The organism is Saccharopolyspora sp. MMCC62 (assembly GCF_057736575.1).
Genome location: NZ_JBYKCM010000011.1, coordinates 183,165 through 209,180 on the forward strand (window position 1 = coordinate 183,165; position 26,016 = coordinate 209,180).

Consider the following 26,016-nt stretch of genomic DNA (forward strand, 5'->3'; position numbering starts at 1 on the left):
CACCGGATCAGCGCCAGCGGTGCAGGGCTTCCTGCAGGATCCGCGGCTGCTCCGGGCGCTTCGGCCCGGCCGTCGCCGCGTCCTCCGGCGTCGGCTGGGGCAGCGGCTCGCAGGTGACGTCCGGCCCCGCGCCGGGCTTGCGCTCCGGGAGCGCGCCCGTCGTCAGGTACTCGGCGATCCGGTCGTCCACGCAGGCGTTGCCGGACAGCGAACCCGAATGCGTCGTGCCACCCGGCAGGCTGATCAGGCTCGCGCCGGGGAAGCGCTTCCGGGCCTCCAGCGCGCCGGGGAACGGGGTCGCCGCGTCCAGCTCCTCGCTGATCAGCAGCGCGCCGTCGACCTGCCCGCCGTCCACGTCCACCGGCTGCCCCGCGGGCGCCGCCCAGTTCCGGCAGGACGCGTTGTACCAGGCGTTCGCCCAGGTCTCGAACGGTGCCTTCGCGTGCGTCGCCCAGTTGTCCGCCTGCCAGCGGGCCCACTCCCGCGGCCACTGCACGTCCGTGCACTGCACCGCGTTGTACACCGCGAAACCGTTGTCGTCGCCGGGTGTGTTCGCCGCGTCGTAGATGTCCACCAGCGGCCGCCAGTCCCCGTCGTGCACCCAGCCCGCGAACGCCTTCGCCCGCTTGTCCCAACCGGTCTGGCCGTAGCCCGCCGCCAGGAACAGGTCCGTCCACTCCGACGAACCGATCTCGCCGCCCGCGGGCTGCGCCTCCAGCTTCGCGCGCTCCGCGTAGAACAGCCGCTCGACCTGATCGCCCGTGGTGCCCAGGTGGTACACCGAGTCGTAGCGGGCCACCCAGTCGAAGAAGATGCCGATGTTGCGGTCGAACGCCACGTCCTGGTTCAGGTTCGCCTGGTACCAGACGTCCGCCGCGTTCACCACGCCGTCCAGCACCACGCGGCGCAACCGCTCCGGGTGCAGCGTGCCGTACACCTGCGCCAGGTAGGTGCCGTAGGAGAAGCCGTAGTAGTTCAGCCGGTCCTGGCCGAGCGCCTTGCGGATGCTCTCCATGTCCTCGACGGAATCCGTCGTGCGCATGTGGTCCAGCAGCTCACCGCCGGTGTTCCCGCACGCAGCCGCGTAGCCGTCGGTGCGGGTCAGCCACGCCCGCTCCTTCTCCGGTGTCGTCGGCAGGTAGTCCGGCCTGTTGTGCGCGAAGTAGCCCGGATCGCAGGACAGCGCCGGAACGCTCGACCCGACGCCGCGCGGATCGAAACCGACCCAGTCGTAGGCCGCGCCCGCGCCGTGCGGAACCGATTCGCCCAAGCCCGCCAGGTACAGGCCGGAACCACCGGGACCACCCGGGTTCAGCAACATCACGCCCTGGTACTGGTCTTCGGGCACGGTGTGCCGCACCCGGGACACCGCCAGCGAGATGTGCTCCCCGCCGGGATTCGCGTAATCCAGCGGGACGTCGAGCATTCCGCATTCCGCGCCCGCCTCCTGCAAGGATTCGTCCTCGCACGGACCCCAGGAAACGGGGGCGGGTTCGAAAGAGGGATTCGGTGCGGCGGAAGCCGCCGGTGCGCACAGCAGGCTCGCGGCCAGCAGGCCGGTCACCGCGGTCGCGGTCGCTGATTTCTGCACTTCGGTCCTCGATGTCCGTTTCCGGCGTCCGCCGTGGATCGCCGACCGAGCCAGTCTGCTCAGCGGACTCGCATTCCACCAGCCGTTCCGTGAAACAGCCCGATCACGTCCATTCCCAGTGAACGCGCCGCGGACCGGAACCGAGTGGAAATGCGCTCCCGCGGTCCGATCCCGGTGAATACCGTGCTCGCGAACCGAGCTGGAGGAGGAACCGCGCCGGAGCCGGTCGCGCCCGAACACCCCGGACGAGCGATGCTCGCCCGCTGGAAGTCCGCGCCCGCGCCGGTGTGGCCGGCACAGGTGATCCGGCTGGTGGGGGTGGCGGTGCCCGCGGGTTTCTTCCTGATCGCGTTGATCGTGGATCCGCACCCGATGGTCGTGGTCTTCTCGATCCCGGTGCTGCTGCACGCCGCGCTGGTCGTCCCGCCCGCGATCATGCTGGGGACCGGTGCCGCTGGGCGCGGATCATGCTCATCGTGCTGGGCGTGATCAACCTGGCGAGCACCGGCTTCGGCAACGCGACCGTCATGCTCGGCCGGTTCTGGGGGCTGCCGCTGGTTCTCGCGGCGACCACCGTGCTGCTGGTGCTGCCCTCGACCCGCGAGTTCTGCAGGCGACCGGTCGGCGCGTGACGGCGGGGGCCGCGAACTACGGCCGCCAGGGGCTGCGCTGGTCGGTGACCGGGCGGGTGGGGTCCTCGTGGCTCGGGACGTCCGGCTCGTCCGCGCGCAGCGGGACCAGTCCCGCGGTGATCGCGCGCATGATGCGGTCGCGGGCGCGGCGGGCGTCGCCGGGGCGGTGCGCGGACAGGTCGCTCAGGTCCACCGGGTCCCCGAAGTGCACCTGCAGCACCGGGCGCCGCCGGATCGCCGCGAACCACGAGGACAGCAGCACCCGCACGTCCCGGGCGCTCTCGACGCGCAACATCCCGTAGCACATGGCCTCGTGCGCACCCCACTGGCTGACCGGGATCACCGGCGCCGACGAGGCCAGCGCCATCCGCGCCACGCCCGTCTTGCCGCGCTCCGGCCACAGGCCGGGCTCCAGGCTCAACCGGCCCTCCGGGTACACCAGCACCGGGCGGTGGTCCGCTTCCAGGGAACGCACCACGTCGTCCAGCGCCTCCGCCGCGTTCGCCTTGCCGCGGTTCGCCCGGATGTGCCCGCACCGCCGCAGCATCGGTCCCAGCACCGGCGCTTCGAACAGGCCGCCCGTCGCCAGGAACCGCAGCGCCAGCCGCCGGTGCCCGCACGCGGCCATCAGCACCAGCGCGTCGATGTTGCCGATGTGGTTCGCCGCCAGCAGCAGCGGCCCGCCGCGCAGCTCGTCCGGCACGTCCCCGGTGACCCGCAGCCTCCCCGTCAGCAGGACCAGCGCCCGGTCGATCCGCAGCAGCACCCGCCACAGCAGCGGTGCCTGCGCGAACGAGCGGGCGCGGGACCGCCGGGACGCGCGCGCGGAACGCGGGCTCGGCTCCAGGGGACCAACGGGCTGGGCGACCATGACGACAGAGGATGGCACAAGCACCGACCGAAGGAACGCGGGACGGGAACATCCGAGGCAGATCGCCCGTGTGGCCGCTGTGCCGCCTGTGACGGGAGGTGCCCCGTCGAGATAACGTGAGACCCATGGCGGGCCGGACCACGAGCGGTGCCCAGCGCAAGAACCAGTCACAACCAGGTTCGAGGAGCCGGGCCCAGAGCTCACGACGAAGCTCAAGCGGCACCACGGGTGCGAAGAGCGGCAAGACCACCTCCGGCGGAGGTGGCGGCCGCGGCTCCACCCACGCGCCGCGCCGCGCCCCGGCGAAGAAGAGCACCCCGCAGCGCGGTCAGCCCCGCGTCGGCGGCGTGCTCAGCCGCGCCAAGGACATCGACCCGGCGCACGGCCGCACCGGGCTCGCGATCATCGCGCTCGCCGCCGCCGTCATCACCGCCGCGGGCATCTGGTGGCACGCGGGCGGACCCGTCGGGCAGTGGCTCGACTGGGGGCTGCGCTTCGTCATCGGCGACGCCGTGCTGGTGCTGCCGGTCGTCGTCGCCGGGGTGGCGGTGTTCTTCGCGAGCACCGACCACAACCCGGAGGCGCGGCCGCGCGTGGTGCTCGGATCCGTGCTGCTCGCCCTGAGCGCGCTCGGCGTGCTGCACATCGCCGAAGGCGCGCCCGGCGACTGGCTGGTCTGGCCGGAAGCCGGGGGAGTGCTCGGCTTCCTCGCGGGCGGGCCGCTCGCGCAGGGCCTCACCGGCTGGGTCGCGGTGCCGGTGCTGGTGCTCGTCGGCCTGTTCGGGTTGATGCTGCTCACCGACACCACGCTCGCCACCCTGCGCACCAAGCTCCTCGGCAGGCCCGTCGAGGACGGCGAACCGCTCACCGAAGAGGTCGAGCCGGAGACGGTGAAGCTGCGCCGCCCCTCCCGCCGCCGCCAGAGCTCCACGCCCGTCGAGGACGAGGACACCGGCGCCGCGCCCAAGAAGGGCAAGGGCGGCACCAAGAAGATGCAGCAGCTCTCCCTCGACGACGTGCCCGAGGAAGCGCCCACGAAACCGCGCGGCAAGAAGGCCGCCGAAGTCCCCGCCGCCGCCGAAGCACCCGAGGAACCGCCCGCCGACAGCGGCAAGCTCACCATCAGCCGCGCCGTCGAAGGCGACTACAAGCTGCCGCCGCTCGACGCGCTCACCGGCGGCGACGCGCCCAAGACCCGCAGCAAGGCCAACGACTCCATGATCGAGGCCATCACCGCGGTCCTGGAGCAGTTCAACATCGACGCGCAGGTCACCGGCTTCGTCCGCGGCCCCACCGTCACCCGCTACGAGGTCGAGCTCGGGCCCGGCGTGAAGGTCGAGAAGATCACCGCGCTGACCAAGAACATCGCCTACGCCGCCGCCACCGACAACGTGCGGCTGCTCGCCCCCATCCCCGGCAAGTCCGCCGTCGGCATCGAAGTGCCCAACAGCGACCGGGAGATGGTGCGGCTCGGCGACGTGCTGCGCTCCACCACCGCCTCCGGTGACCAGCACCCGCTGGTGATGGGCCTCGGCAAGGACATCGAAGGCCACATGGTCACCGCGAACCTGGCCAAGATGCCGCACCTGCTGTGCGCGGGTTCGACCGGTTCCGGTAAGTCCAGCTTCGTGAACTCGATGCTGGTGTCGCTGCTGGCGCGGGCCACGCCGCAAGAGGTCCGGATGATCCTGATCGACCCCAAGATGGTCGAGCTCACTCCGTACGAGGGCATCCCGCACCTGATCACGCCCATCATCACCCAGCCGAAGAAGGCCGCGGCCGCGCTCGGCTGGCTGGTGGACGAGATGGAACAGCGCTACCAGGACATGCAGGCCAACCGGGTGCGCCACATCGACGACTTCAACGCGAAGGTCCGCTCCGGTGACATCACCGCCCCGCCCGGCAGCGAACGCGAGTACCGGCCGTACCCGTACATCCTCGCCATCGTCGACGAGCTCGCCGACCTGATGATGACCGCGCCGCGCGACGTGGAGGACGCGATCGTGCGGATCACGCAGAAGGCGCGCGCCGCGGGCATCCACCTGGTGCTGGCCACCCAGCGGCCCTCGGTGGACGTCGTCACCGGCCTGATCAAGACGAACGTGCCCTCGCGGCTCGCGTTCGCGACGTCCTCGCTCACCGACTCGCGGGTCATCCTCGACCAGCCGGGCGCGGAGAAGCTGATCGGCATGGGCGACGCGCTGTACCTGCCGATGGGCGCCGGGCGGCCGCAGCGCGTGCAGGGCTCCTTCGTCAGCGACGAGGAGATCCACCGCGTCGTCTCCTACACCAAGGAACAGGCCGAACCGGACTACACCGACGGCGTCACCGCGGCGAAGCCGGGCGAGCAGAAGGAGGTCGACTCCGACATCGGCGACGACCTCGACGTGCTGCTGCAGGCCACCGAACTCGTCGTCACCAGCCAGTTCGGCTCCACCTCCATGCTGCAGCGCAAGCTGCGCGTCGGGTTCGCCAAGGCCGGGCGGCTGATGGACCTGCTCGAATCGCGCAACGTCGTCGGACCGTCCGAAGGATCCAAGGCGCGCGACGTGCTCGTGAAACCCGACGAACTCGAGAACGCGCTGTACTCGATTCGTGGCGGACCGCCACCGGATTCCGAGGAGTGAGCTGACGGCCCCGCCGAATTCCGGCGGGGCCGTCGTCGTTCTCGCGGTGATCTTCCTCTCCGAAACGGTCTCGACAGGTGCTTTTCACCAGCACGACACCGCCGTTCAGGGGAGTGGTGGAAATGTGCCAACAGGGTTCACGCCGTGATCACCGTCGGATATGTTCTGCGCCGCTCCTCGATCGAAGGGTTCGCGATGAACGGCAAGAAAGCACGAGCCGGTGCCGCCACCGCGCTGTCGGTGCTGCTGCTCGCCGGCTGGTACCAGGCGAGCGCCTGGGCCGATCCGCCGGCGACCGACCCGGTGCCGATGGACATCTCGAAGGGCGAGATGTTCCGCCAGGGCGGCAGCAGCTACCCGAGACTGGTCCGGCTGGAGAACGGCGGCCTGGCGAACGGCCGCGTCCTGGCCAGCATGACGACCTACGTGGACAACGCCGGACGTGCGGTGATCTACGAGAGCACCGACGACGGGAAGTCCTTCCAGCCCGTCGGCGAGATCCGCGACCCGGCGGGCGAGAACGCCAAGGGCATGTGCTGCTCCACCCTCTACGAGCTGCCCCGCCAGGTCGGCGACATGCCCGCGGGCACCCTGCTGTGGGCGGGCACCGCCGGCGTCGGCGACGACGAAGAGACCCGCACCAGCAGCGTCCGGCTGTGGCGCAGCGACGACCACGGCCGGAACTGGACCTTCATGTCCGACGTCGTCGCCAAACCGCCGGGTCCGGGAATCTGGGAACCGGAGTTCACCGTCTCCGCGGAAGGTGATCTGGTCGCGTTCTACTCGGACGACATGGACCCGGCGCACGATCAGAAAATGGTGCAGATCCGGTCGAAGGACGGGATCACCTGGACCGACGAACGCGATGCGATCAAGCAGGACGAATTCCGGGTCCGGCCGGGCATGGCGGGGGTTCGCCAATTGCCGGACGGCACCTATGTGATGACCTACGAAATGTGCAACTTCGACCCGGTGCACACCTGCACGGTGTGGATGCGGACCTCGCCGGACGGCTGGGACTGGGGCGACCCCTACGACCCCGGAACCGAGATCGTCTCGGACACGGGCGGGCAGCCGCTCGGCACGCCGACGATCACCTGGGCGCCCGGCGACGACCCGAACGGCAGGCTCGTCCTCGCCTACCAGATGCTCGCGGGCGACGAAGGCGGCTGGGCGCCCGGCAACGGCCGCACCCTGATGGTCAACGACCACCCGTCCGACCTGTCCACCGGCTGGCGCGAGATCGACGCCCCGGTGCACATCGACCACAACCAGGGCAGCACCTGCCGCGGGTTCAGCCCGTCCGTCGTCCCCACCGAGGACGGGAAGTCGCTGATCCACGTCGTCACGGACTTCGAGAAGTACATCGGCGGGCCGTGCGAGGCGTTCTTCGGCACCGGCCCGATCGACGGCGACGGCGACGGCGACGCGGCGACCGCGGACACCGGCCGCACCCCGCTCGACCCGCGCCCCGGGCGCTGAGCGGGACACCCGTCCGACGAGAGGTGAACGGCCCGCTCGCCCCGCCACGCAGGGCGGACGGGCCGTTCGGGCGTCAGGTGCGCAGCGTCGCGTGCGACCCGTCCAGCTCGGCGAGCGACGTCACGCCGAGCAGCCGCATCGTGCGCTCCACCTCGGTGCGCAGGATGTCCACCGCCCGCTGCGCGCCGCGCTCCCCGCCTGCCATCAACCCGTACAGGTAGGCCCGCCCCACCAGGCAGGAATCCGCGCCGCGCGCCACCGCGGCGACCACGTCCGCGCCGCTGAGGATGCCGGTGTCCAGCAGGATCTCCGCGCGGTCCCCGACGGCCTCGCGCACCCGGGGCAGCAGCTCCAGCATCGTCGGTGCCCGGTCCAGCTGGCGGCCGCCGTGGTTGGACAGCACCACCGCGTCCGCGCCCAGCTCCACGACCTTCGCCGCGTCGGCCGCGTTCTGCAGGCCCTTGATGACCAGCGGACCGTCCCACGCCTCCCGCAGCCATTCGACGTCCGCGAAGCTCAACGAGGGGTCGAACATCTCGTTGATGAGTTCGGCGACGGTGCCCTCCCAGCGGTGGAAGGAGGCGAACGACAGCGGCTCGGTGGTGAGCAGGTTGATCCACCACGCCGGGTGCAGCGCCCCGTCCGCGATCGTCTTCACCGTCAGCGACGGCGGGATCGTGAGCCCGTTGCGCACGTCCCGCAGCCGCGCGCCCGCCACCGCGGTGTCCACGGTGAGCATCAGCGCCTCGTACCCGGCTTCCTGCGCCCGCTGCACCAGGTCGCGGCTCGCGGCGCGGTCCCGCCACACGTACAGCTGGAACCACTTGCGGGCGTGCGGCGCGGCGACGGCGAGGTCCTCCACGGACGTGGTGCCCATCGTCGACAGGGCGTACGGGATGCCCGCGCGCTCGGCGACCCGCGCCACCGCGGGCTCGCCCTCGTGGTTCATCATCCGGGTGAAACCGGTGGGGGCCAGTGAGAACGGCAGCTCGGAGCGCTCGCCCAGCACCGTCGTGCTCGTGTCCACTTCGGACACGTCGCGGAGCACGGAGGGGTGGAACTCGATGTCGTGGAACGCGCGCCGGGCCCGCCGCAGGCTCGTCTCGCTCTCCGCGGCGCCGTCGGTGTAGTCGAAGACCGCGCGCGGGGTGCGGCGGCGTGCGATGGCGCGCAGGTCCGCGATGGTGTGCGCGTTCGACAGCCGCCGCTCGGTGGGGTTCAGCTTCGGCGGTTCCACCCGCAGCATTGGGCGCAGCTCGGACCAGCGGGGGATCTGACGCCGCACCATCGGGCACCGTCCTTCCACGTCGTCGTGATCGACGCGGCCGACCCTATCCGGCGGGAGCGGGCGCGGGCACCGCCGAAGACGGGCGGGCGCGGCCACCCGGTGACCGCGCCCGCCCGGATCCTGCACGCTCCTGCCGATCAGCCCTGGAACACGACCGTCCCGCCGCTGCGCGTCTTCGACGCGAAACCGACGATGCGGCCGGAGTCCGCCTGCACCGGGGTGATGTCGGCCTGCTCGACCGCGTCCGCGGTGGAGGTGCCCGCACCGCCGAACTGGCGCACCGCCGCGTAGTAGACGTTCGCGGCCGCCTTGCACAGCCCGTCGTCGTCGCAGATCGAGTACATGTCGGCCTTGAAGTTGTCGTCGACGCGCAGCCGGCCGTCGTCGGTGAACCGGTCCTGCGCCTTGTAGTTGCGGTAGCCGAAGTCGTGCCGGTCGCAGCTGGTGGAGAAGTCGAAGCCCAGCGGCTGGTCCGGCGAGTACGAGCAGCTGTCGGAGGACCAGTCCAGCTGGTCGGCGTGCGGCTGCTCGGACCGCAGCTCGACGAAGTCGTCCAGCGAGGTCTCGAACAGGTAGCGGTCGGTGATCTGCCGCAGCTCGCCGTCGGACAGGTCCGCGTGCGCGGTACCTGCGGACAGCAGCAGCGCGGCGCCCGCGGCGACGGAGGCGACGAGGCCGCGGCGGATTCGTGCGGAACGGAACACGGGATCTCCTCGGGATCAGGGTGGGGCCTGCACGGATCACCCAGTGTTATAGCGGTTGCACGCGGTGCGCGCGGGACTGATCGGGTTTTCGCCAGGTGAACCGGGGGTGTCGCGGCACGTGGCTAGGCTGGTGATCACGACGAGCGGAGGGGGTCGGGTGCGGCTCAGCACGACGGTCTTCGGCGACGGCCCGCGCACGGTCGGCCTGGTGCACGGGCTCGGCCAGTCCGGGGCGCTGTGGGAGGACTTCGCGGCACCGCCGGCCGCGAGCGGGTGCACGGTGCTAGCGGTGGACCTGCGCGGCCACGGCGACAGCCCGCGCGGTTCGTCCTACCTGCTCGACGACTTCGCCGCGGACCTGGTGGACACGCTGCCGACCGGGCTGGACGTGCTGGCCTGCCACTCGCTGGGCGGCGCGATCGTGCCGCGTGCGATCGGTGAGCTCGCGCCGAAGCGCGCGCTGTACCTGGATCCCGGGTTCCGGCTGGCGCTGCCGACGAGTGGGTTGCGCGCCCGGCTGTTCTGGGCGGCGCCGCTGGTGAGCCTGCTGATCAGCGCGTCGGGCCGCCGTGACCAGCGCCGCCGCGCCGCGGCCGCGCACACCCCGCGCACCCGCGAGCTCACCGCGCGGGCGAAGCGGGACTTCGACCGGCGCATGATCGGCGAGGTGTACCGGGACATCGCCCACCACCCGTTCTCGGCCGCCGCACCCGAGGTGCCCAGCACCGTCGTGCTCTCCGGCGAAGCCGAGGCGGTCGTGCCCGCCGACCTCGCCGCCGACCTGGCCCGGCACGGCTGGGACGTCCGCCGCCTGCCCGACCTCACCCACGAGTTCTGGCTGGAGAACGCCCCCAAGACCACCGAAGCCGTCGCCGACCTCTTCTGACCCCGCTCAGCGGGGGAGTTCGAGGAGCATTCGGGTGTTGCCGAGGGTGTTGGGCTTGACGTACGGGAGGTCGAGGAACTCGGCGACGCCTTCGTCGGCGGAGCGGCGCATCTCGTCGTAGACGTCGGGGGAGACCGGGGCGCCGTCGATGGGGCGGAAGCCGTGGCGGCCGAAGAACGAGGTCTCGAAGGTGAGCACGAAGACCCGGGCCAGCCCGAGCTCGCGCGCCAGCCCGACCAGCCTGCCGACGACCTGGTGGCCGACGCCGCGGCCGCGGGCCGCCGGGTCGACGGCGACGGTGCGGATCTCGGCGAGGTCCTCCCACAGCACGTGCAGCGCCCCGCAGCCCACCAGCCGCGGCGCCCCGTCCTCGTCGGTCAGCTCGGCGACCCAGAACTCCTGGACGTGCTCGTAGAGCGTCACGAGTTCCTTGGCCAGCAGCACCTTGCCCGCGTACGAGTCGACCAGGGCTTTCATCCCCCGGACGTCGTCGACCCGAGCACGCCGAATCGATATCGCCCCAGTCGCATAGTCATGCATGGCTCGAATGCTACCTTTTCCGCCTCCCGCAGGTCGACGCTCGTCGGAGAACCCGCGGTGACCGGATGGCCCGTCCGCGAGACGAGATCGGCACCCGGCGCGGGGTCGCCGTCCGCCGGTGCGCTCGGGGATCGCGGGCCGCTCACCGGGCGCGCGCGCAGGGCCGCCGGACGCGACGGCTAACCTCGGGTCATGCCAGCAGGGTCCACATCGCGCCGAGTGTCCATGGTCACTCTGGGTTGCGCGCGCAACGAAGTCGATTCCGAAGAGCTCGCGGGAACCCTGCACGAGCGCGGCTGGGACCTCGTCGACGGTGCCGACTCCGCGGACGTCGTGGTCGTCAACACCTGCGGATTCGTCGAATCCGCCAAGAAGGACTCGGTGGACACGCTGCTGGCCGCCTCCGACACCGGCGCGAAGGTCGTCGCCGTCGGCTGCATGGCCGAGCGCTACGGCCAGGAGCTCGCCGAGCAGATGCCGGAAGCCGACGCCGTGCTCGGCTTCGACCACTACGGGCAGCTCGCCGAACGGCTCGACGACGTGCTCGACGGCAAGCCCCTCGCGTCCCACCAGCCCCGGGACCGCCGCACCATGCTGCCCATCACCCCGGTCGAGCGGCCCGCCGCCGCCACCGAGGTCGCGGTGCCCGGCCACGGCTGGGTGCCCTCGACCCGGGTGAGCAGGCGCAGGCTGGACAACGCCCCGGTCGCCTCGCTCAAGCTCGCCTCCGGCTGCGACCGGCGCTGCACGTTCTGCGCGATCCCCGCCTTCCGCGGCTCGTTCCTGTCCCGCAAGCCCGACGAGATCCTCGGCGAAGCGGCCTGGCTGGCCACCCAGGGCGTGCGGGAGCTGTTCCTGGTCAGCGAGAACTCCACCTCCTACGGCAAGGACCTCGCCGACCCGCGCGCGCTGGAGACCCTGCTGCCGCGGCTCGCCGGGATCGAGGGCATCGACCGGGTGCGGGTCTCCTACCTGCAGCCCGCCGAGACCCGGCCCGGGCTGGTCCGCGCCATCGCCGCCACGCCCGGCGTCGCCCCCTACTTCGACCTGTCCTTCCAGCACTCCAGCGAGACCGTGCTGCGGCGGATGCGGCGCTTCGGCTCCACCGAGTCCTTCCTGGGCCTCATCGAGCAGATCCGGGACCTCGCGCCCGAAGCCGGCATCCGCAGCAACGTGATCGTCGGGTTCCCCGGCGAGACCGAGGAGGACTACGCCGAGCTGCGCGACTTCCTCACCAGGGCTCGGCTGGATGCCGTCGGCGTGTTCGGCTACTCCGACGAGGACGGCACCGAGGCCGAGGGCTTCGACGGCAAGCTCGACGAGGACGTCGTCGCCGAACGCGTCACCGAGCTGTCCGCGCTCGTCGACGAGCTCACCGACCAGCGCGCCGAAGACCGCATCGGCGAGACCGTGCGGGTCCTCGTCGAACGCGGCGCCGACCACGAGGACGGCTGCGCGGGCCGCGCGGAACACCAGGGGCCCGAGGTGGACGGCGAATGCCTCCTCGTCGATCCTGGGAACGTCGTCGTCGGCGACGTGCTGCGCTGCGAAGTGGTCGGCAGCGAAGGCGTGGACCTCGTGGTCCGGCCGACCGGCGACGAGCTCGAACGGCAACGTTCCGGGGAGACGACATGAGCGCCGAAGGCGCGGCTTCGGGAGCGGCGCCCGACACCCGTCCGGTGCCGCTGCTCAACATCGCCAACGTGCTCACCGTGTCCCGGCTGCTGCTGGTCCCGGTGTTCCTCGTGGCGCTGCTGTGGGAGGACGGCCACCAGCCGCTGTGGCGGTGGGTGGCGCTGCTGGTGTTCCTGGTCGCGGCCATCACCGACCGCATCGACGGGGAGCTCGCCCGCAGGCGCGGCCTCATCACCGACTTCGGCAAGATCGCCGACCCGATCGCGGACAAGGCGCTGACCGGTGCCGCCCTCGTCGGGCTCAGCCTCGTCGGCGACCTGCCGTGGTGGGTCACGGTGTTGATCATCGCACGTGAGCTGTTCGTCACACTGCTGCGGTTCTGGGTGATCCGGCACGGCGTGATCCCCGCCAGCCGCGGCGGCAAGCTCAAGACGCTGCTGCAGGCCATCGCGATCGTCGCCTACCTGCTGCCGTTCGGTGCGCTGATCGATCCGCTGCGCTGGGCCATCATGGGGGCCGCGGTGCTGGTCACGGTCGTGACCGGGCTCGACTACGCGGTGCGGGCCTGGCGGCTGCGGGCTGCGGGCAGGCGCGCCGAGGGCGCGGGATCGTGACCGCCGCCGCCGAACTGCTCGGCCTGCTGCGCGACCGCGGGGAGACCGTCGCCACCGCCGAATCGCTCACCGCGGGCCTGCTCGCGGTGACGCTCACCGACGTGCCCGGCGCCAGCGACGTCGTGCGCGGCGGGCTGATCGTCTACGCCACCGACCTCAAGGACCGGCTCGCCGGGGTGGACGCGGAACTGCTGTCCCGCGGCGGCGCCGTGCAGCCCGCCGTCGCCGAACAGCTGGCCGTCGGCGCCCGCGAGCGCTGCGCCGCGACCTGGGGCGTCGGGCTCACCGGAGTCGCCGGTCCCGACCCGCAGGACGGCGCCGAACCCGGCACCGTGCACCTCGGATTCGCCGGTCCGCGCGGGACGAACGTGCTGTCCACCAAACTCGACGGTGATCGCGCCGAGGTGCGGGCGGCGGCCGTTCGAGTGGCGTTGGAACACTTCGCGGCACTGCTGCGTTGAACGTTCCGGAAGTGTCCGCGCGCCCCAGCGCTGCGGAATCGTCGCCGAACCGCGCACGCGCGGCGGTGCCGAGGACGTTCGCCCTCGGCGGATTAGCGGATGATCGCTCTCGTAACGGCGTTGCGATGAGTAACGTAGGGGGCGTTGACGCGTAGCGCACGATGTAAGCGACGAAGGAGGGAGGCGCGCGATGACCGTGTTGTTGCGGGAAGCAGTCGGTGAAAGGCTGCGCCGCGCCCGGACCGCTCAATCTCGTACGCTGCGAGATGTCTCGCGCGCCGCCCGGGTGAGCCTCGGCTACCTCTCGGAGGTGGAGCGAGGACGCAAGGAGGCTTCGAGCGAACTGCTGGCCTCGATCTGCGGCGCATTGGACCTGCCACTGCCCGAACTGCTCGTCACGGTCGCGGGCGACCTCGACGGGTCGGGCTCCGTGCTCACCCCGGCGATGGTCGAGCAGCGCGGTGCCACCGATTTCGACGGTGGCCGCCTGGTGCCCAGCCTGATGGGCGCCGACCTCGCCGACACCGAGCTGTCCGGTGCCGACTTCGCCGGTGCCGAAGCGGCGGGCGTCGACGCGCAGCTCTCCAGCGAGGACCTCACCGAGGAGCAGCACCGCCTGCAGCCGGTGCTCAGCCAGCGGATCAGCGCACCGCTGCGCAGCTCCGGTGGCGTCGTCGTCGCAGCCTGAAACCCGCCGTTCCGCGGAGTGGTGCGCCCGCATCGCTCCGCGGAACCTCGCGGCGCCCTCGTGCGTTGATCGGGTGGACCGTGCGGAACCGCGGCCACCACCCGGGCGCGGGCCCGGTCGGCGGTGCTGGTTCGATCATGGCGTGACCGCTCGGGGGTCGCTGGGGGCAAAATCCCGGAGATCTTCGCATCCTGGTGGAACCGGACACCGCGCCCTGACACGATGGGTGCGGCGGATCCAGGAGAATGGGACGCGACACGGCTGGCACCGGCACGCGCCGGACCTTCGGCATCGGGTCCAGGTCCACGGTCGCGACACGCGCACGGGCAGCACCGGCAGGAGAGAAGGCAGGCGGAGGAGATGGCCAATCCGTTCGTGAAGTTCTGGAAGTACCTGATGGCGTCGTTCTCGTCGAAGATCGACGAGAACGCCGACCCGAAGGTGCAGATCCAGCAGGCCATCGAGGATGCGCAGCGCCAACACCAGGCACTCTCCCAGCAGGCGGCCTCGGTGATCGGCAACCAGCGGCAGCTCGAGATGAAGCTCAACCGCCAGCTCGGCGAAGTCGAGAAGCTGCAGTCCTCGGCCAAGCAGGCCCTGGTCATGGCGGACCAGGCGCGCGCCGAAGGCGACACCGCCAAGGCGCAGAAGTACGAGGAGACCGCCACCCAGCTGGCGAGCCAGCTCGTCACCGCGGAACAGGGCGTGGAGGACCTCAAGACGCTGCACGACCAGTCCCTGCAGGCGGCCGAGCAGGCCAAGCAGGCGGTGGACCGCAACTCCCAGATGCTCCAGCAGAAGATCGCCGAGCGCACCAAGCTGCTCAGCCAGCTGGAGCAGGCCAAGATGCAGGAGCAGGCGTCCAACTCGCTCAAGCAGATGAGCGACCTCGCCGCCCCCGGCAACACGCCGTCGCTGGACGAGGTGCGGGACAAGATCGAACGCCGCTACACCACGGCGCTCGGCGAAGCCGAACTGGCGCAGAACAGCGTGCAGGGCCGGATGATGGAGGTCCAGCAGGCCTCCCTCGACGCCGCGGGCTCCAACCGGCTCGAACAGCTCCGCGCCACCATGGGCGGCGGCCAGCAGCAGGTCACCGGCGGTCAGCAGGCGAGCGGTCAGACGGCGGAACCCGCCACCCGGCCGCAGCAGCAGAACCCGCAGACCGGCCAGGCCTGATCGAGCCGGACGATGCCACCGCGGAGGAACGAACTCGCGGCATGGGGCGAGGCCGCGCTGCGCGAGCTGCGCGGCCCCGTCGCCGGTGAAGTGCGCCGCACCCTCGCGCGGTGGCGCGATCCTCGCGCCCGCCTACTGCGCAAGCGCAAGCGGGCGCGGCGGCAGGCCACCGCCGGAACCGTCGGGACCGGGGTGCTCGGCGTCGGCACCTACGGGGCGTTCGCGCCCGAGACGCTCGGCATCCCGGTCGGCGAGGGCGTGCTGGAGACGATGTTCGACGTCGCCGGATTCGGCATCGGTGCCGTCGCGCTCGCCGCCGCCGCGGGCACGGCCGTCGGCTGGCGCCGCTACCGCAGGCTGCTGAAGGCACCGCTGCCCGCGGCCGCGCCGGAACCGGTGGAACTGCCCGCGCACGGATCGCAGGCCAGGGAACCGATGCGGCTGCTGCGCGACGCCGAGCAGAGCCTGCACGAATCGTTGGCGCAGCTCGGCGACGGCGGTTTCGGCGAAGCCACCGAAGCACGGGCCACCGCCGACCGCGCCGCCACCGCGCTGCGCGAAATCGCCTCCCGGCTGCAGGCCGTCGAACGCGCACTGCCGCACGTGCCCGGCACCGAGCAGGGCGCGCTGCGCTCGGACGCGCAGCGGCTGCGCACCGAGCTCGACGAAGGCGTCGAGGGCTACCGCCACCTGGTCGCCGCCGCGGGCCGGGCCGTCGCCGCGAGCGGCGCCCCCGAACAGCGCCACGCCGTGCAGGACGCCGCCGACCGGCTGGGCGGTCTCGCCGCCGCGCTGGACGAACTCGACCGGGGCAGCGGAACCGCCGGATCGGCGGACCAACCTCGCGCGTGAGTCGCGGAACAGCAGGTCGGCGACCTCGCGAGCTGACTCCACGTCGACCTGGGTGACTCATCTCTTCACCCGGATGACCCCGTTACGGGTTGATTATGTGATGCCGAATAGTAATCTTCCCAGCGTCGCTACGTTACGTGGTGGCGATCCCCGCAGGTGGGGACAGTCGGGGAGGGCGATGTGGCGTTGTGGACCGTGCACGGCAACGGTCGTCAGCTGGTGGACGACGCGGTCGTGGGGTCCGGCGAACGGCTCAGCTGGCCGCTGACGTTCGGGTTCGGGTTCCAGCACCTGATCGCCATGTTCGGCACCACCACCCTCGTCCCGCTGCTCACCGGATTCCCCGCCTCCACCACGCTGCTGCTGTCCGGGCTCGGCACGCTGCTGTTCCTGCTCGTCACCCGCAACCGGGTGCCCGCCTACCTCGGCGCCTCCGCCGCCTTCGTCGTCCCGATGGGAGCCGCCGTCGACCACGGCGGCGCCACTCCGGGAGCGCTGCTCGGCGCGATCATGATCGTGGGCCTGGTGGTGTTCACCTTCGGGGTCGCGGTCAAAGCGCTCGGCGTGCGGCTCCTCGAATCCGCGATGCCCCCGGTCGTCACCGGGGGCATCGTGCTGCTGATCGGGCTCAGCCTCGCGCCGCAGACCGTGCGCTCCTTCAGCGTGCAACCGGTGCCCGCCGTGATCACCCTCGCGGTCGTCGTGCTCGCCACCGTGCTCAGCCGCGGCATGCTGCGGCGGCTCGCCGTGCTGCTCGGAGTGCTCGCCGGCTGGACCTGCGCGGCACTGCTCGGCCAGGTCGACCCGGCGCGGCTCGACGCCGTCGCCCGCGCCCCCTGGTTCGGGGCGCCGGAATTCGTCACCCCGCAGATGCACCTGTCCGCGGTGCCGTTCGTGGCGCCGATGGTGCTCGTGGTGCTCGCCGAACTCGTCGGCAACGTGAAAGCCGTCGGAGCCATGAGCGGGCGCAACCTGGACGGCCAGGTCGGGGATGCGCTCATCGGCGGCGGGCTCGCCACGGCGCTCTCCGGCGCCGGCGGCGGCTCCGCGCTCAGCAGCAGCGCCCCGAACGTGGGAGTGATGGCCGCGGCCCGGGTGTACTCCACCGCCGCGTGCATGATCGCCGCCGTCGCGGCCGTGGTCCTCGCGTTCTGCCCCAAGCTCGGCGCGCTGCTCGGCACCATCCCGGTGGGGGTGCTCGGCGGGGCGCTGCTCGTCGTCGTCGGCGTGCTCGCGCTCGTCGGAGTGCGGATCTGGAGCGAGGCGGGCGTGGATTTCGCCGACCCGGTGAACCTCGCGGTGCTGGGCACCGCCCTCGTCGCCGGGGTCGGCGACCTGACCCTGTCGCTGGGCGCGCTGCGGTTCACCGGGCTGGTGTGGGGATCCGTCGGGATCGTGCTCGTCTACCCGGCGCTGCGGAGCCTCGCCGACGCGGTCTCCGCCCGGCGGGATGCTTAGCGGGCTCGTGCGGGGCGGTGGGTGCGGCTCCCGCTGCGGGATCGCTCCTCGTAGGCGGCAACGCCGTGCTCCCGGTGGGGATCGCTGCGGACTCGCCGAGGTGCCGGTTGATCAAGGTGGTCGCCGCTCATCGGCTCCGCCGCCGGCAAGCGGACCGGCGGGCGATTCGCGCGGTGCGGTGGCGGGGGAGTTCAGGGGCCGGGTTGGCAGCGGGGGCAGTGGTAGGTGACGCGGTCCGCTTCGGCGTCGCGGTGGACCGGGCCGCCGCAGCGCAGGCAGGTACGGCGGCCGTACACCCAGTACCGGGCGTCCCGGCGGAGATCACCGGTGGTGGACCGGTCCGCCCGCAACGCGTTGCGCAGCAGCAGATCCCGGCACAGCCGCACCGCCCGCTCCGCGTCGACCTCCGCCACCGGGGCGTGCGGGGAGCGGCGCAGCAGGAAGCACACCTCGGTCCGGTAGATGTTGCCGACGCCGGCCAGCACCGACTGGTCCAGCAGCGCGGCGCCGATCTCGCGCTTCGGATCCGCGGTGAGCCGCCGCACCGCCTCCGCCGCCGACTCCGGGCCCCACTCCGGCGACAGCAGGTCCGGGCCCAGGTGCCCGATCAGCTCGCCCTCGTCGGCGGTGCGCACCCAGCGCAGCCGGCGCAGGTCGAAGCCCACCGCGGTCCGGTCCGGCACCTCCAGCACCGCCCGTGCCCGGTGCGCCGCCCGGCGCCACCGGCCGCCCGGCGCGTACAGGTGCCACGCGCCGTCCATGCCCAGGTGGCTGTGCAGCGTCCGGCCGTCGGTGAAGCGGATCAGCAGGTGCTTGCCCGCCGGGCGCACCTCGCGCACCACCCGGCCGCGCAGCGGCACCTCGGCCAGCCGTGGATGGCGCAGCTCGCCGCGCACCAGCTCCGCCCCCGCCAGCGCCTCGTCGAGGCGCCGGCAGGTGAGGAACACGGTGTCGCCCTCCGGCATCAGGCTCCCGGCGCGTCGCCGTCGAACTCGTCCAGGTCCTGATCGCCCGGATCGTCCTCGAACGAGTCGTCCGGCAGCGGATCCCGGCGGCGGCCCGCGCGCAACGTGCGGGCCAACAGCAGGTTGAAGCCCAACGCGACCTCGCGAGCGCCCGGCGTTCCCCACTGGTGGATCGGCATGCACGCGCCCTGCGCCTGCTGCACCGCCAGCCGGTCCGGCAGCGCCACCGGCATCACCAGCGGGCCGAAGATCTCCCGCAGCTCCTCGATGCGGAACTGGTGCTCGTGCGACCGCGGCCGCACCCGGTTCACCACCACGCCCAGCGGTTGCAGCCGCGGGTTGTTCTCGGCCCGCTCCGCCTGCACCGCCTCGAACGCGCGCTGCACCCCGGACACCGCGAAGATCGTCGGCTCGGTCACCAGCAGCGCCCGGTCCGCCGCGATCAGCGCCGACCGGGTCAACCGGCCCAGCGACGGCGGGCAGTCCAGCAGCACCAGCTGGTACGGCAGCTCGCCGTCCGCGATCAGCGCGTCCAACGTCGACAGCGCCGTGGTCAGCTTCGCCAGATCTCCCTCGCCGTCGTGCGGGCCGCCGTTGTACAGCTCGGCGTCCTCCGACCCGACGAGGACATCGACCTCCGCACCCCACCCGCTCGGCGCCACCGCCGCGCGCAGCACCTCCGCACGCGGATCGGACAGCACATCGCTGAGACCCAGCCGGGTCTCGTCCGGCTCCAGCGCGGCCGTCGCGTTGCACTGCGGATCCAGGTCCACCACCAGCGTCCGAGCGCCGCGGCGCATGGCCGCCGAAGCGAGCCCGAGCACCACGGTCGTCTTCCCGACACCGCCCTTGAGGCTGAGCACTGCCACCGTTTGCACGCCCGTAGCCTACGGAACCGGACCGATCACGTGTGCCGCTGCGCCCGCCGTCCCGCCCCGCCGGTGCGTCGCCCGGTCTGACCCGCCATTACGCTGCTGGCCATGAGATCCGACGCCGTCCACCGGGTGCTGGAAGAAGAGATCACCGAAGCCCGAACGCGCCGCGACGGCCGCCCGCCCCGAGTCCTGGACGTGGGCGGCGGCAGCGGGGTCTGGGCGGTGCCGCTGGCCAGCGCGGGCTGCGAGGTCACCGTCGTCGACCCCAGTCCCAACGCGCTCGCCACCCTGCAGCGCCGGGCCGCCGACGCCGGCGTCGACCGGCTCATCACCGCGCTGCAGGGCGACACCGAGGCGCTGCACGCGTTCGCGCCGCCCGGCGGGGCGGACCTGGTGCTCGGCCACGGGCTGCTGGAGTACGTCGACGACGTCGCCGGATCGCTGGCCTCGCTCACCGCGGCCACCGCGCCCGGCGGGGCCGTGTCCGTGCTCGTGTCCAACCGGTACGCGGCCGTGCTCGCCAGCGCGCTCGCCGGGCGGCCCGCCGACGCGCTGCACGTGCTCCGCGATGCCGACGGCCGGTACCGGGGCGGCGGGGACACCGTGCTGCGCCGCTTCGACGGCGACGAGCTCGCCCGGCGGATGCGGGAGGCGGGGCTCGACGTGGAACTCGTCCAGGGCCAAGGGGTGTTCACCGACCTCGTGCCCGGGTCCGTCGCCGAAGGCCAGGGGGCCGACGCGCTCGCCGAACTGGAGCGCGCCGCCGCGGCGACTCCACCGCTGCGGGACGTCGCCACCCGGCTGCACGCCATCGGCAGGCTCCGCGGCTGACCCGAAATCCCACGTCGCGCCCGGGGATTGCGCCGATCGGTTGATCCGACGGGATGATGTCGGCAACCTCGCGGGCGCGACCTGACCCCTGCGGGTAGTCGGGACGTCGCCGGAACCGTATCCTCGACGGTGACGCCCCCAAGCGTTCGCCGGGTTCCCACTCCGGAGGTGTGCCCTCCGGGTTCCGGCGCCACTGAGTTACCTGTGCCGGAGGAGGAGCCATGCCACTCTCCGAGCACGAGCAGCGACTGCTCGACCAGATCGAGCGCGCGCTCTACGCCGAGGATCCGAAGTTCGTCTCCACCGTGCGTGGCGGCCGGTTGCACCGACCGTCCCGGCGGCGCCGCCTGCAAGGCATCGCCGTGTTCGTGCTGGGGTTGATCCTGCTGGTGCTCGGCGTGGTGATACCGGTCAAGCCGGCCGATATCCCCGTGGTGAGCGTGGTCGGCTTCCTCGTGATGTTCGGCGGAGCAGTTCTGGTGCTGTCCGCGATGCGTGGTGGCAGCCAGGAAGCTGAATCCGAGGGGGAGGGGAGCGCAGGCCCGGCGTCCGGTGGAGACCGGAAGAAGCCCGAGCCGCGAGCGCGCGGTTCCTTCGCCCAGCGGATGGAAGAACGCTTCCGGAAGCGGTTCGAGCAGTAGTCCCGACAGGGACGGCGGAGGCCGGAGATCGTCGACCCCACGGGTCGGCGATCCGTCCTCATCACCTGGCCCGATGGTCTGATGACCGTCGGGCTGGTTCTTTTTCCGGGGGTCTTCCCCTGATGCCCGCGACCACCCGACCGGTGCCGGTCGCCGCCCGGACGGTTTCCGGGACCGGCGGCCTGGCTGACCCGGCTGGTCAGGACTCGGATCGACGACCGGCGGCCGGGCCGACCCGGCTGATCAGGACTCGGATCGACCGTGCCGGGCCGCCGCCGGGAACACCGAGCGTGGGAACAGGCGGTGCCGCCACGGCAGCGGTGCACCGGCGCGCAGGCCCGCCAGCGCCCGCGGGAGCGCCTCGGCGGGCGCGGTGATCTCGGTGGACACCGGATGGCCCGACGGGGCGTACCAGTCGTGCTCCACCGCCGCGACCAGGTCGTGGACCGAGCGCACCGCATCCTCCGGCAGCTCGGCGGACTCGACGATCGTGGTCGCGGTCGTGCGGACCGTGCCCGCGGCGTCCGGACGGTGGCCACCCCGATCGGTGTGTTCGTCGAGCAGTTCCTGCCACGCCGCGCTCGCCGCGCCACGGCCACCGGCGCGCACCACGGCCGACCGCCGCCTGCGGCGGAACTCCCGCAGCGCCAGCGGGGCCGCGCCCAGCGCCAGCGCCGCCGGCAGCACCAGGCCCACCGCGAGCCACGCGCCCGAGCCGCCGGGCTGCCCGGCCTCCGGGGCCTGCGGCTGCTCGGCGTCCCCGGGAACGGGGGTCTGCGACGGGATCGTCGAGGGCTCCGGCGACGGCTGCTGCGACTGGCCGGGCGCCGGGGCCGGGGTCGGCGCGGGCGCCGGCGGGCTCAGGTAGTCCGGCAGCGAGGTGCGGCCGTCGGCCAGCGGCGTCGGATCGAACGTCACCCAGCCGTAGCGCGGGAAGAACGCCTCCACCCACGCGTGCGCGTCGTTCGTGGTGATCACGCGCTCGTCGCCGTCCTGCTCGCCGGGAGTGAAGCCCACGGCGACCCGGGCGGGCACGCCCACCGACCGCAGCAGCACACCCATCGACGAGGCGTACTGCTCGCAGAAGCCGCGCTTGCCGCGGAACAGGAAGTCCTCCAGGGCGTTCCCGCTCGTCGACGGCGCCGTGGTCAGGTCGTAGCGGAAGCCGTTCGACCGGTCCGTGAAGAACCGCTGCAGCGCCACGGCCTTGTCGAAGTCGGTCGGCGCGTCCGCGGTGATCTGCCGGGCCAGGTCCGCGATGCGCGGCGACACCCCGCTCGCGTCCGTGTAGGCCGGGTCGACCTCGGCCGGGCCGCTCGTCGCGCGCAGCTGCTGCGGCGTCGGTGACGGCAGCGCCACGTCCTCCACGTAGGGCCTGCTCTCCTGCCGGACCTGGGTGAACATCACGCCGCTGGTCGGGTCGTAGTTCCACTGCTCGCCCATGCCGGTCACCCCGCGCGGCACCCCGAAGACCGGCAGCCACGGGTCGCGGTAGCCCACCGGGTCGATCCGCACCGTCGCCGTCGGGCCCGGCGCCAGCTCCTCGGTGCCGTTCGGCAACGGCAGCGGGTGCTGCCGGGCGTCCACGCCCGAGGTCAGCTTGCCCAGCTCCCAGCCGCGGCCCGGGTCGAAGTGCTGCAAGGTCATGGCCCGCAAGTAGGCGCGCTGCGGCAGCCCGCTCACCCGGAACAGGTCCACCGGGTCGTCCCGGTCCAGCTGGCCGCGCAGCGAGGTGAACGGCCGCAGGCCGATGCCACCGTTCGCCGAGCCGTAGCCCGTGGACGCGCCACCCGGCAACCGGCCCTCGGTGCCGACCCCGGTGAACACCACCCCGCTCAGCACCGCCAGCACCCCGGCGGCCGCCACCAGCGCCACGCCCCGATGGTCGAACCGGGCCAGCGGGGAGGAACCCGACGCGGCCTGCCGGTGCCTGCCCGAACACGCCAGCAGCAGCGCGAACCCCGCCGCGCCCGCCGCGAACGTCCACCACGGCAGCATGTTCGGCGCCAGCGACGCCGGGATCGCCACCACGCACAGCAGCACCAGGCCGGCGACCGCGGGCACCGCGGCGGCCACCGCGATCACGTCGACCAGCAGCGCGACCACGCCGATGCCGAGGCACAGCAGCACCTGCAACGGGGGCTCCGCCGGGACCGGCGGCACGCCCTCCCGGGCCACCTGCATCGCCTGCCCCAGCAGACCGGACAGCTCGCCGAACGCCGCCGGGCCGGGCAGGAAACCGAGCACCGCCTGGCCGGTGAACAACGTCGAGAGCAGCACCGCCGAGGCGCACAGCTGCGCGAGCACCACCAGCGGCGGCCACCAGCGCAGCGTGCGGCCGAGCAGTCCGACCCCGGCCACCACGAACACCGCCAGCGCCACCGGCGGCACCCAGCGCGCATCGCTCACGATCCCGGTGAACGAGGTCGACACCGCCAGCGAGGCGATCGCGGCGGCCGCCGTGGCCGCAGCCGTCGTCTCCGCCGGGCGCACCCGGGTGCTCACGAGACCACCCCCGGTGCCGCCGACGCGACCTGGCACAACCGGCCCCACGAGCCCGCCAGCGACGCCCGCGGTCCGTCGACCACCACCACCGACCAGCCGGAGGCGCGCAGCCGGTCCGCGGTGCGCTGCGGGGAGAAGGAGCCGTCCGCCGGATCGCCCGCCCACGCCCGCACGTCCAGCAGCAGCGCGAGGCTGCGCGCCCGTTCGGGGCGCAGCCGGGACAGCTCCTGCACCCCGGCGGTGCTGGTGGCGCCCAAGATCGCGATCAGTTCCTGGCCGCTGCCCGGGTCCTGCGGGCACACCAGGTCGCGCTGCGCGGACGGGCGCACCGCCGCCAGCGCGTCCAGCATCGCCGCGTCGTCGTGCCCCCCGTCGAAGGGACCCGGACCGCCGCTGAGCGTCGCCGCGTCCTCGGTGACCAGCCGCACCTGCTGGCCGTGCGCGTGCAGGTGCGAGCAGACGCTGGCCGCCGCCGACACCGCCCACTCCAGGCTCGCCGCCGCGCCGGTGCCGCGGTGCGCCGCGGACCGCCGGTCCAGCAGCACCGTCACGCCGCCGTGCCACGGCCGTTCCTCGACGCGCACCATCAGCTCGTCCCGCTTCGCGGTGCTCTTCCAGTGCACGCGGCGGATGTCGTCGCCGTGCCGGTACTCGCGGACCATCGTGTCGTCGTCGCCGTGCCCGGCCCGCAGCCGCGTCGAACCGTCCTCGCCGGTGCCGAGCCCGGAACCGGCGGGCAGCCCGCCCAGCGGCACCACCTTCGGCACCGCGACCAGCCTGCTGCGGCCGGCGAGCTCGTGCTCGAACTCGGTGAGCCCGAACGGGTCGCCGATCCGGGTCTTCAGCGGCCCGATCTGGTGGATGCCGCGCAGCCCGGGGCTCGCCGGGTACTCCAGCACCGCGCCCGCCCTGGGCACCGTTTCGAGGCGGAACCGCGGTCGGCCGCCCAGCGCGTGCGGCACCCCGTCCTCCAGCCGCAGTCCGCCCATCGGCACCGCGGACGAGCCGGTCAGGTGCAGGCGCACCGAAGCGCTCCCGCCCACCGGTACCCGGCCCGGCAGCACCTCGCGGCGCGCCCGGATCCCGTGCTTCACCCGGCCCGCCAGCAGCAGCGCCAGCAGCGGCAGCACCACGACGAACGCCGCGATCCGCAGGAGATCCCGTTCGTCGAGCACCACCGAGCACACCGCCGCGGCCACGCCCGCCGCCAGCAGGCAGCGGCCGCGCACCGTCAGGCCGGAGAGCACGCGACTACCGCCGTTGCCCGGAGTCGCCGCGCGGCACGTCGACCCGGCGCAGCAGCGAGCGCACCAGGTCGGAGGCGGAGCGGCGGGTCGCACGGGCCTCGCTGGTCAGCACCAGGCGGTGCGCCAGCACCGGCACCGCCACGTCCTGCACGTCGTCCGGCACCACGTACTCGCGGCCGGACAACGCCGCCTGGGCGCGGGCCGCGCGCACCAGCTGCAGGGTGGATCGCGGCGAGGCGCCCAGCCGCAGCTCCGGCAGCGTGCGCGTCGCGGTGACCAGTTCGATCACGTAGCGGCGCAGCTCGGTGCTGACGTGCACGTCGCGCACCGCCCGCAGCAGCGCGCGCACCTGGTCGGCGTCGGTGACCGGGCGCAGCTGGTCCATCGGGTCCCGGCCCGCGTGGTCGTCGACCATCGCCAGCTCGGCCTGCTGGTCGGGGTAGCCGATGGACACCCGCGCGGTGAACCGGTCGCGCTGCGCCTCCGGCAGCGCGTAGGTGCCTTCCATCTCGATCGGGTTCTGGGTGGCGATGACCATGAACGGCGCGTGCAGCTCGTAGGTCTCGCCGTCGACCGTGACCTGGTCCTCCTCCATGCATTCGAGCAGGGCGGACTGGGTCTTCGGGGAGGCGCGGTTGATCTCGTCGCCGACCACGATGTTCGCGAACACCGGGCCGGGCCGGAACTCGAAGGCCTCCGCCTGCCGGTTGTACAGCGAGACGCCGGTGATGTCGCTGGGCAGCAGGTCGGGGGTGAACTGGATGCGGTTCACCGTGCAGTCGATGGAGCGGGCGAGGGCCTTGGCCAGCGAGGTCTTGCCGACACCGGGCACGTCCTCCACCAGGAGGTGGCCTTCGGCGAGCATGGTCACCAGCGCGATCCGGACCACTTCGGGCTTGCCGACGAGCACCTGCTCGACGTTGACGGCGATGCGCTGCACGGTGTCGTGCAGCGCGGCGATCGTCGCGGGTTCGGACTCCCGCACGTACCCGCCGCTGCCGCGGGATGCCGCGTCGGCGTGCCCGCCACCGGCGAACGCGGTGCCGGACGTGGGCATGTTGGGCGTCACGAAACCTCCAGGTGTTCGCTGAGCGCCGCGGTGAACCGCCGTCCGCGTCGACGAGGGCCGCCTGCTCCGTCGACCGGTGACGGGTGCTCGGCGGTCGCGCGCTCAGGTGCCTCCGCAGTGTGCCAAACCGGAGGTGGCCGCCGTACCGGTGCCGGTGGCCTGGGGCGTTCCCCACGTTCCCCCACCGGAGCCCCCGGGATCACCGCCGGAAGCGGGTCGATCTCGGTTCCGGCTCGGTCGGCGGTCCTCCGGAGGGGGTGCCGGCTCGTGCTCCCCCCCCCGCCCCCCCCCCCGGGCGGGGGTGGGTGGGGGGGGCGCGGGGGGGGGGCACGGGCGGGGCCCCCGGGGGGGGGGGGCGGGGGGGGGCGGGGGGGG

General features: G+C 72.9%; 24 protein-coding genes. 14 read left to right on the forward strand and 10 right to left on the reverse strand.

Translation table 11 applies throughout. The features are described 5' to 3' along the window. Positions 1-7: 7 nt before the first annotated feature. Complete coding sequence (locus tag AC29IT_RS24410) at positions 8-1,591, reverse strand: alpha/beta hydrolase (protein WP_488220226.1); 1,584 nt, start codon at positions 1,589-1,591, stop codon at positions 8-10. A gap of 183 nt (positions 1,592-1,774) precedes the next feature. Here AC29IT_RS24410 and AC29IT_RS24415 point away from each other — a divergent pair, with 183 nt between their 5' ends. Both AC29IT_RS24415 and AC29IT_RS24420 read left to right on the forward strand, forming a co-directional pair. Then, on the forward strand, positions 1,775-2,080 hold the full coding sequence (locus AC29IT_RS24415; protein ID WP_488220227.1) for a hypothetical protein: 306 nt from the start codon (positions 1,775-1,777) through the stop codon (positions 2,078-2,080). Further along, a complete protein-coding gene (locus tag AC29IT_RS24420; RefSeq protein ID WP_358441381.1) occupies positions 2,059-2,223 on the forward strand; it encodes a hypothetical protein in 165 nt (54 codons plus the stop codon). The genes AC29IT_RS24415 and AC29IT_RS24420 overlap by 22 nt, the downstream gene beginning before the upstream one ends. Positions 2,224-2,239: 16 nt before the next feature. Here AC29IT_RS24420 and AC29IT_RS24425 read toward each other — a convergent pair whose 3' ends face one another. Further along, a complete protein-coding gene (locus tag AC29IT_RS24425) occupies positions 2,240-3,094 on the reverse strand; it encodes a lysophospholipid acyltransferase family protein (protein WP_488220228.1) in 855 nt (284 codons plus the stop codon). A 125-nt stretch (positions 3,095-3,219) separates the two neighbouring features. On the opposite strand from AC29IT_RS24425, the gene AC29IT_RS24430 reads away from it, so the two are divergent. Both AC29IT_RS24430 and AC29IT_RS24435 read left to right on the forward strand, forming a co-directional pair. After that, positions 3,220-5,721, forward strand: a complete 2,502-nt coding sequence (locus AC29IT_RS24430; protein ID WP_488220229.1) for a DNA translocase FtsK — start codon at positions 3,220-3,222, stop codon at positions 5,719-5,721. A gap of 144 nt (positions 5,722-5,865) precedes the next feature. After that, positions 5,866-7,203 (forward strand): sialidase family protein, encoded by a 1,338-nt coding sequence (locus AC29IT_RS24435; RefSeq protein ID WP_488220230.1) that lies wholly within the window; start codon positions 5,866-5,868, stop codon positions 7,201-7,203. 73 nt (positions 7,204-7,276) lie between these two features. On the opposite strand, the gene AC29IT_RS24440 is transcribed toward AC29IT_RS24435, so the two are convergent. Continuing rightward, positions 7,277-8,491 (reverse strand): alpha-hydroxy acid oxidase, encoded by a 1,215-nt coding sequence (locus AC29IT_RS24440; protein WP_488220231.1) that lies wholly within the window; start codon positions 8,489-8,491, stop codon positions 7,277-7,279. Between the two features lie 137 nt (positions 8,492-8,628). Then, the gene (locus tag AC29IT_RS24445) at positions 8,629-9,195 is read right to left on the reverse strand and encodes a phospholipase (protein ID WP_358435916.1); all 567 of its coding nucleotides are present in this window, start codon (positions 9,193-9,195) and stop codon (positions 8,629-8,631) included. Positions 9,196-9,352: 157 nt separating this feature from the next. Here AC29IT_RS24445 and AC29IT_RS24450 point away from each other — a divergent pair, with 157 nt between their 5' ends. Beyond that, positions 9,353-10,081 carry an alpha/beta fold hydrolase gene (locus tag AC29IT_RS24450; RefSeq protein WP_488220232.1) on the forward strand — a complete coding sequence of 243 codons (729 nt, stop codon included), beginning with the start codon at positions 9,353-9,355 and terminating at the stop codon, positions 10,079-10,081. A 6-nt stretch (positions 10,082-10,087) separates the two neighbouring features. On the opposite strand, the gene AC29IT_RS24455 is transcribed toward AC29IT_RS24450, so the two are convergent. Beyond that, complete coding sequence (locus tag AC29IT_RS24455; RefSeq protein WP_358435924.1) at positions 10,088-10,621, reverse strand: amino-acid N-acetyltransferase; 534 nt, start codon at positions 10,619-10,621, stop codon at positions 10,088-10,090. Between the two features lie 192 nt (positions 10,622-10,813). On the opposite strand from AC29IT_RS24455, the gene rimO reads away from it, so the two are divergent. From rimO to AC29IT_RS24490, 7 genes are all read left to right on the forward strand, one after another. Then, positions 10,814-12,256 (forward strand): 30S ribosomal protein S12 methylthiotransferase RimO, encoded by a 1,443-nt coding sequence (gene rimO / locus AC29IT_RS24460; protein ID WP_488220233.1) that lies wholly within the window; start codon positions 10,814-10,816, stop codon positions 12,254-12,256. Continuing rightward, a complete protein-coding gene (pgsA, locus tag AC29IT_RS24465) occupies positions 12,253-12,870 on the forward strand; it encodes a CDP-diacylglycerol--glycerol-3-phosphate 3-phosphatidyltransferase (RefSeq protein WP_488220234.1) in 618 nt (205 codons plus the stop codon). Before rimO ends, pgsA begins: the two co-directional genes overlap by 4 nt. Then, a complete protein-coding gene (locus AC29IT_RS24470) occupies positions 12,867-13,331 on the forward strand; it encodes a CinA family protein (RefSeq protein WP_488220235.1) in 465 nt (154 codons plus the stop codon). The genes pgsA and AC29IT_RS24470 overlap by 4 nt, the downstream gene beginning before the upstream one ends. Before the next feature lie 190 nt (positions 13,332-13,521). Beyond that, entirely contained in the window at positions 13,522-14,019 is a 498-nt protein-coding gene (locus tag AC29IT_RS24475; RefSeq protein WP_488220236.1) for a helix-turn-helix domain-containing protein, read from the forward strand. Between the two features lie 360 nt (positions 14,020-14,379). Next, positions 14,380-15,198: a PspA/IM30 family protein gene (locus tag AC29IT_RS24480; protein WP_358435938.1), complete on the forward strand. Its 819-nt coding sequence runs from the start codon at positions 14,380-14,382 to the stop codon at positions 15,196-15,198. Between the two features lie 12 nt (positions 15,199-15,210). Beyond that, a complete protein-coding gene (gene pspM / locus AC29IT_RS24485; RefSeq protein WP_488220237.1) occupies positions 15,211-16,050 on the forward strand; it encodes a phage shock envelope stress response protein PspM in 840 nt (279 codons plus the stop codon). Positions 16,051-16,230: 180 nt separating this feature from the next. Continuing rightward, positions 16,231-17,508 carry a uracil-xanthine permease family protein gene (locus AC29IT_RS24490; protein ID WP_488220238.1) on the forward strand — a complete coding sequence of 426 codons (1,278 nt, stop codon included), beginning with the start codon at positions 16,231-16,233 and terminating at the stop codon, positions 17,506-17,508. Between the two features lie 191 nt (positions 17,509-17,699). On the opposite strand, the gene AC29IT_RS24495 is transcribed toward AC29IT_RS24490, so the two are convergent. Together AC29IT_RS24495 and AC29IT_RS24500 are read right to left on the reverse strand one after the other, a co-directional pair. Continuing rightward, positions 17,700-18,473 (reverse strand): Fpg/Nei family DNA glycosylase, encoded by a 774-nt coding sequence (locus AC29IT_RS24495; protein WP_488220239.1) that lies wholly within the window; start codon positions 18,471-18,473, stop codon positions 17,700-17,702. Further along, a complete protein-coding gene (locus tag AC29IT_RS24500; protein ID WP_358435950.1) occupies positions 18,473-19,351 on the reverse strand; it encodes a ParA family protein in 879 nt (292 codons plus the stop codon). Before AC29IT_RS24500 ends, AC29IT_RS24495 begins: the two co-directional genes overlap by 1 nt. A gap of 102 nt (positions 19,352-19,453) precedes the next feature. On the opposite strand from AC29IT_RS24500, the gene AC29IT_RS24505 reads away from it, so the two are divergent. Together AC29IT_RS24505 and AC29IT_RS24510 are read left to right on the forward strand one after the other, a co-directional pair. Next, complete coding sequence (locus AC29IT_RS24505) at positions 19,454-20,179, forward strand: class I SAM-dependent methyltransferase (protein ID WP_358435953.1); 726 nt, start codon at positions 19,454-19,456, stop codon at positions 20,177-20,179. A gap of 221 nt (positions 20,180-20,400) precedes the next feature. Beyond that, on the forward strand, positions 20,401-20,820 hold the full coding sequence (locus AC29IT_RS24510; RefSeq protein WP_358435956.1) for a DUF3040 domain-containing protein: 420 nt from the start codon (positions 20,401-20,403) through the stop codon (positions 20,818-20,820). Between the two features lie 243 nt (positions 20,821-21,063). Here AC29IT_RS24510 and AC29IT_RS24515 read toward each other — a convergent pair whose 3' ends face one another. From AC29IT_RS24515 to AC29IT_RS24525, 3 genes are read right to left on the reverse strand one after another with little or no spacing between them, the layout of a single operon-like run. Continuing rightward, a complete protein-coding gene (locus AC29IT_RS24515) occupies positions 21,064-23,325 on the reverse strand; it encodes a transglutaminase TgpA family protein (RefSeq protein ID WP_488220240.1) in 2,262 nt (753 codons plus the stop codon). After that, positions 23,322-24,572 carry a DUF58 domain-containing protein gene (locus AC29IT_RS24520; protein ID WP_358435962.1) on the reverse strand — a complete coding sequence of 417 codons (1,251 nt, stop codon included), beginning with the start codon at positions 24,570-24,572 and terminating at the stop codon, positions 23,322-23,324. The genes AC29IT_RS24515 and AC29IT_RS24520 overlap by 4 nt, the downstream gene beginning before the upstream one ends. Positions 24,573-24,576: 4 nt before the next feature. Continuing rightward, positions 24,577-25,641 carry an AAA family ATPase gene (locus AC29IT_RS24525; RefSeq protein ID WP_488220241.1) on the reverse strand — a complete coding sequence of 355 codons (1,065 nt, stop codon included), beginning with the start codon at positions 25,639-25,641 and terminating at the stop codon, positions 24,577-24,579. Between the last annotated feature and the right edge of the window lie 375 nt (positions 25,642-26,016).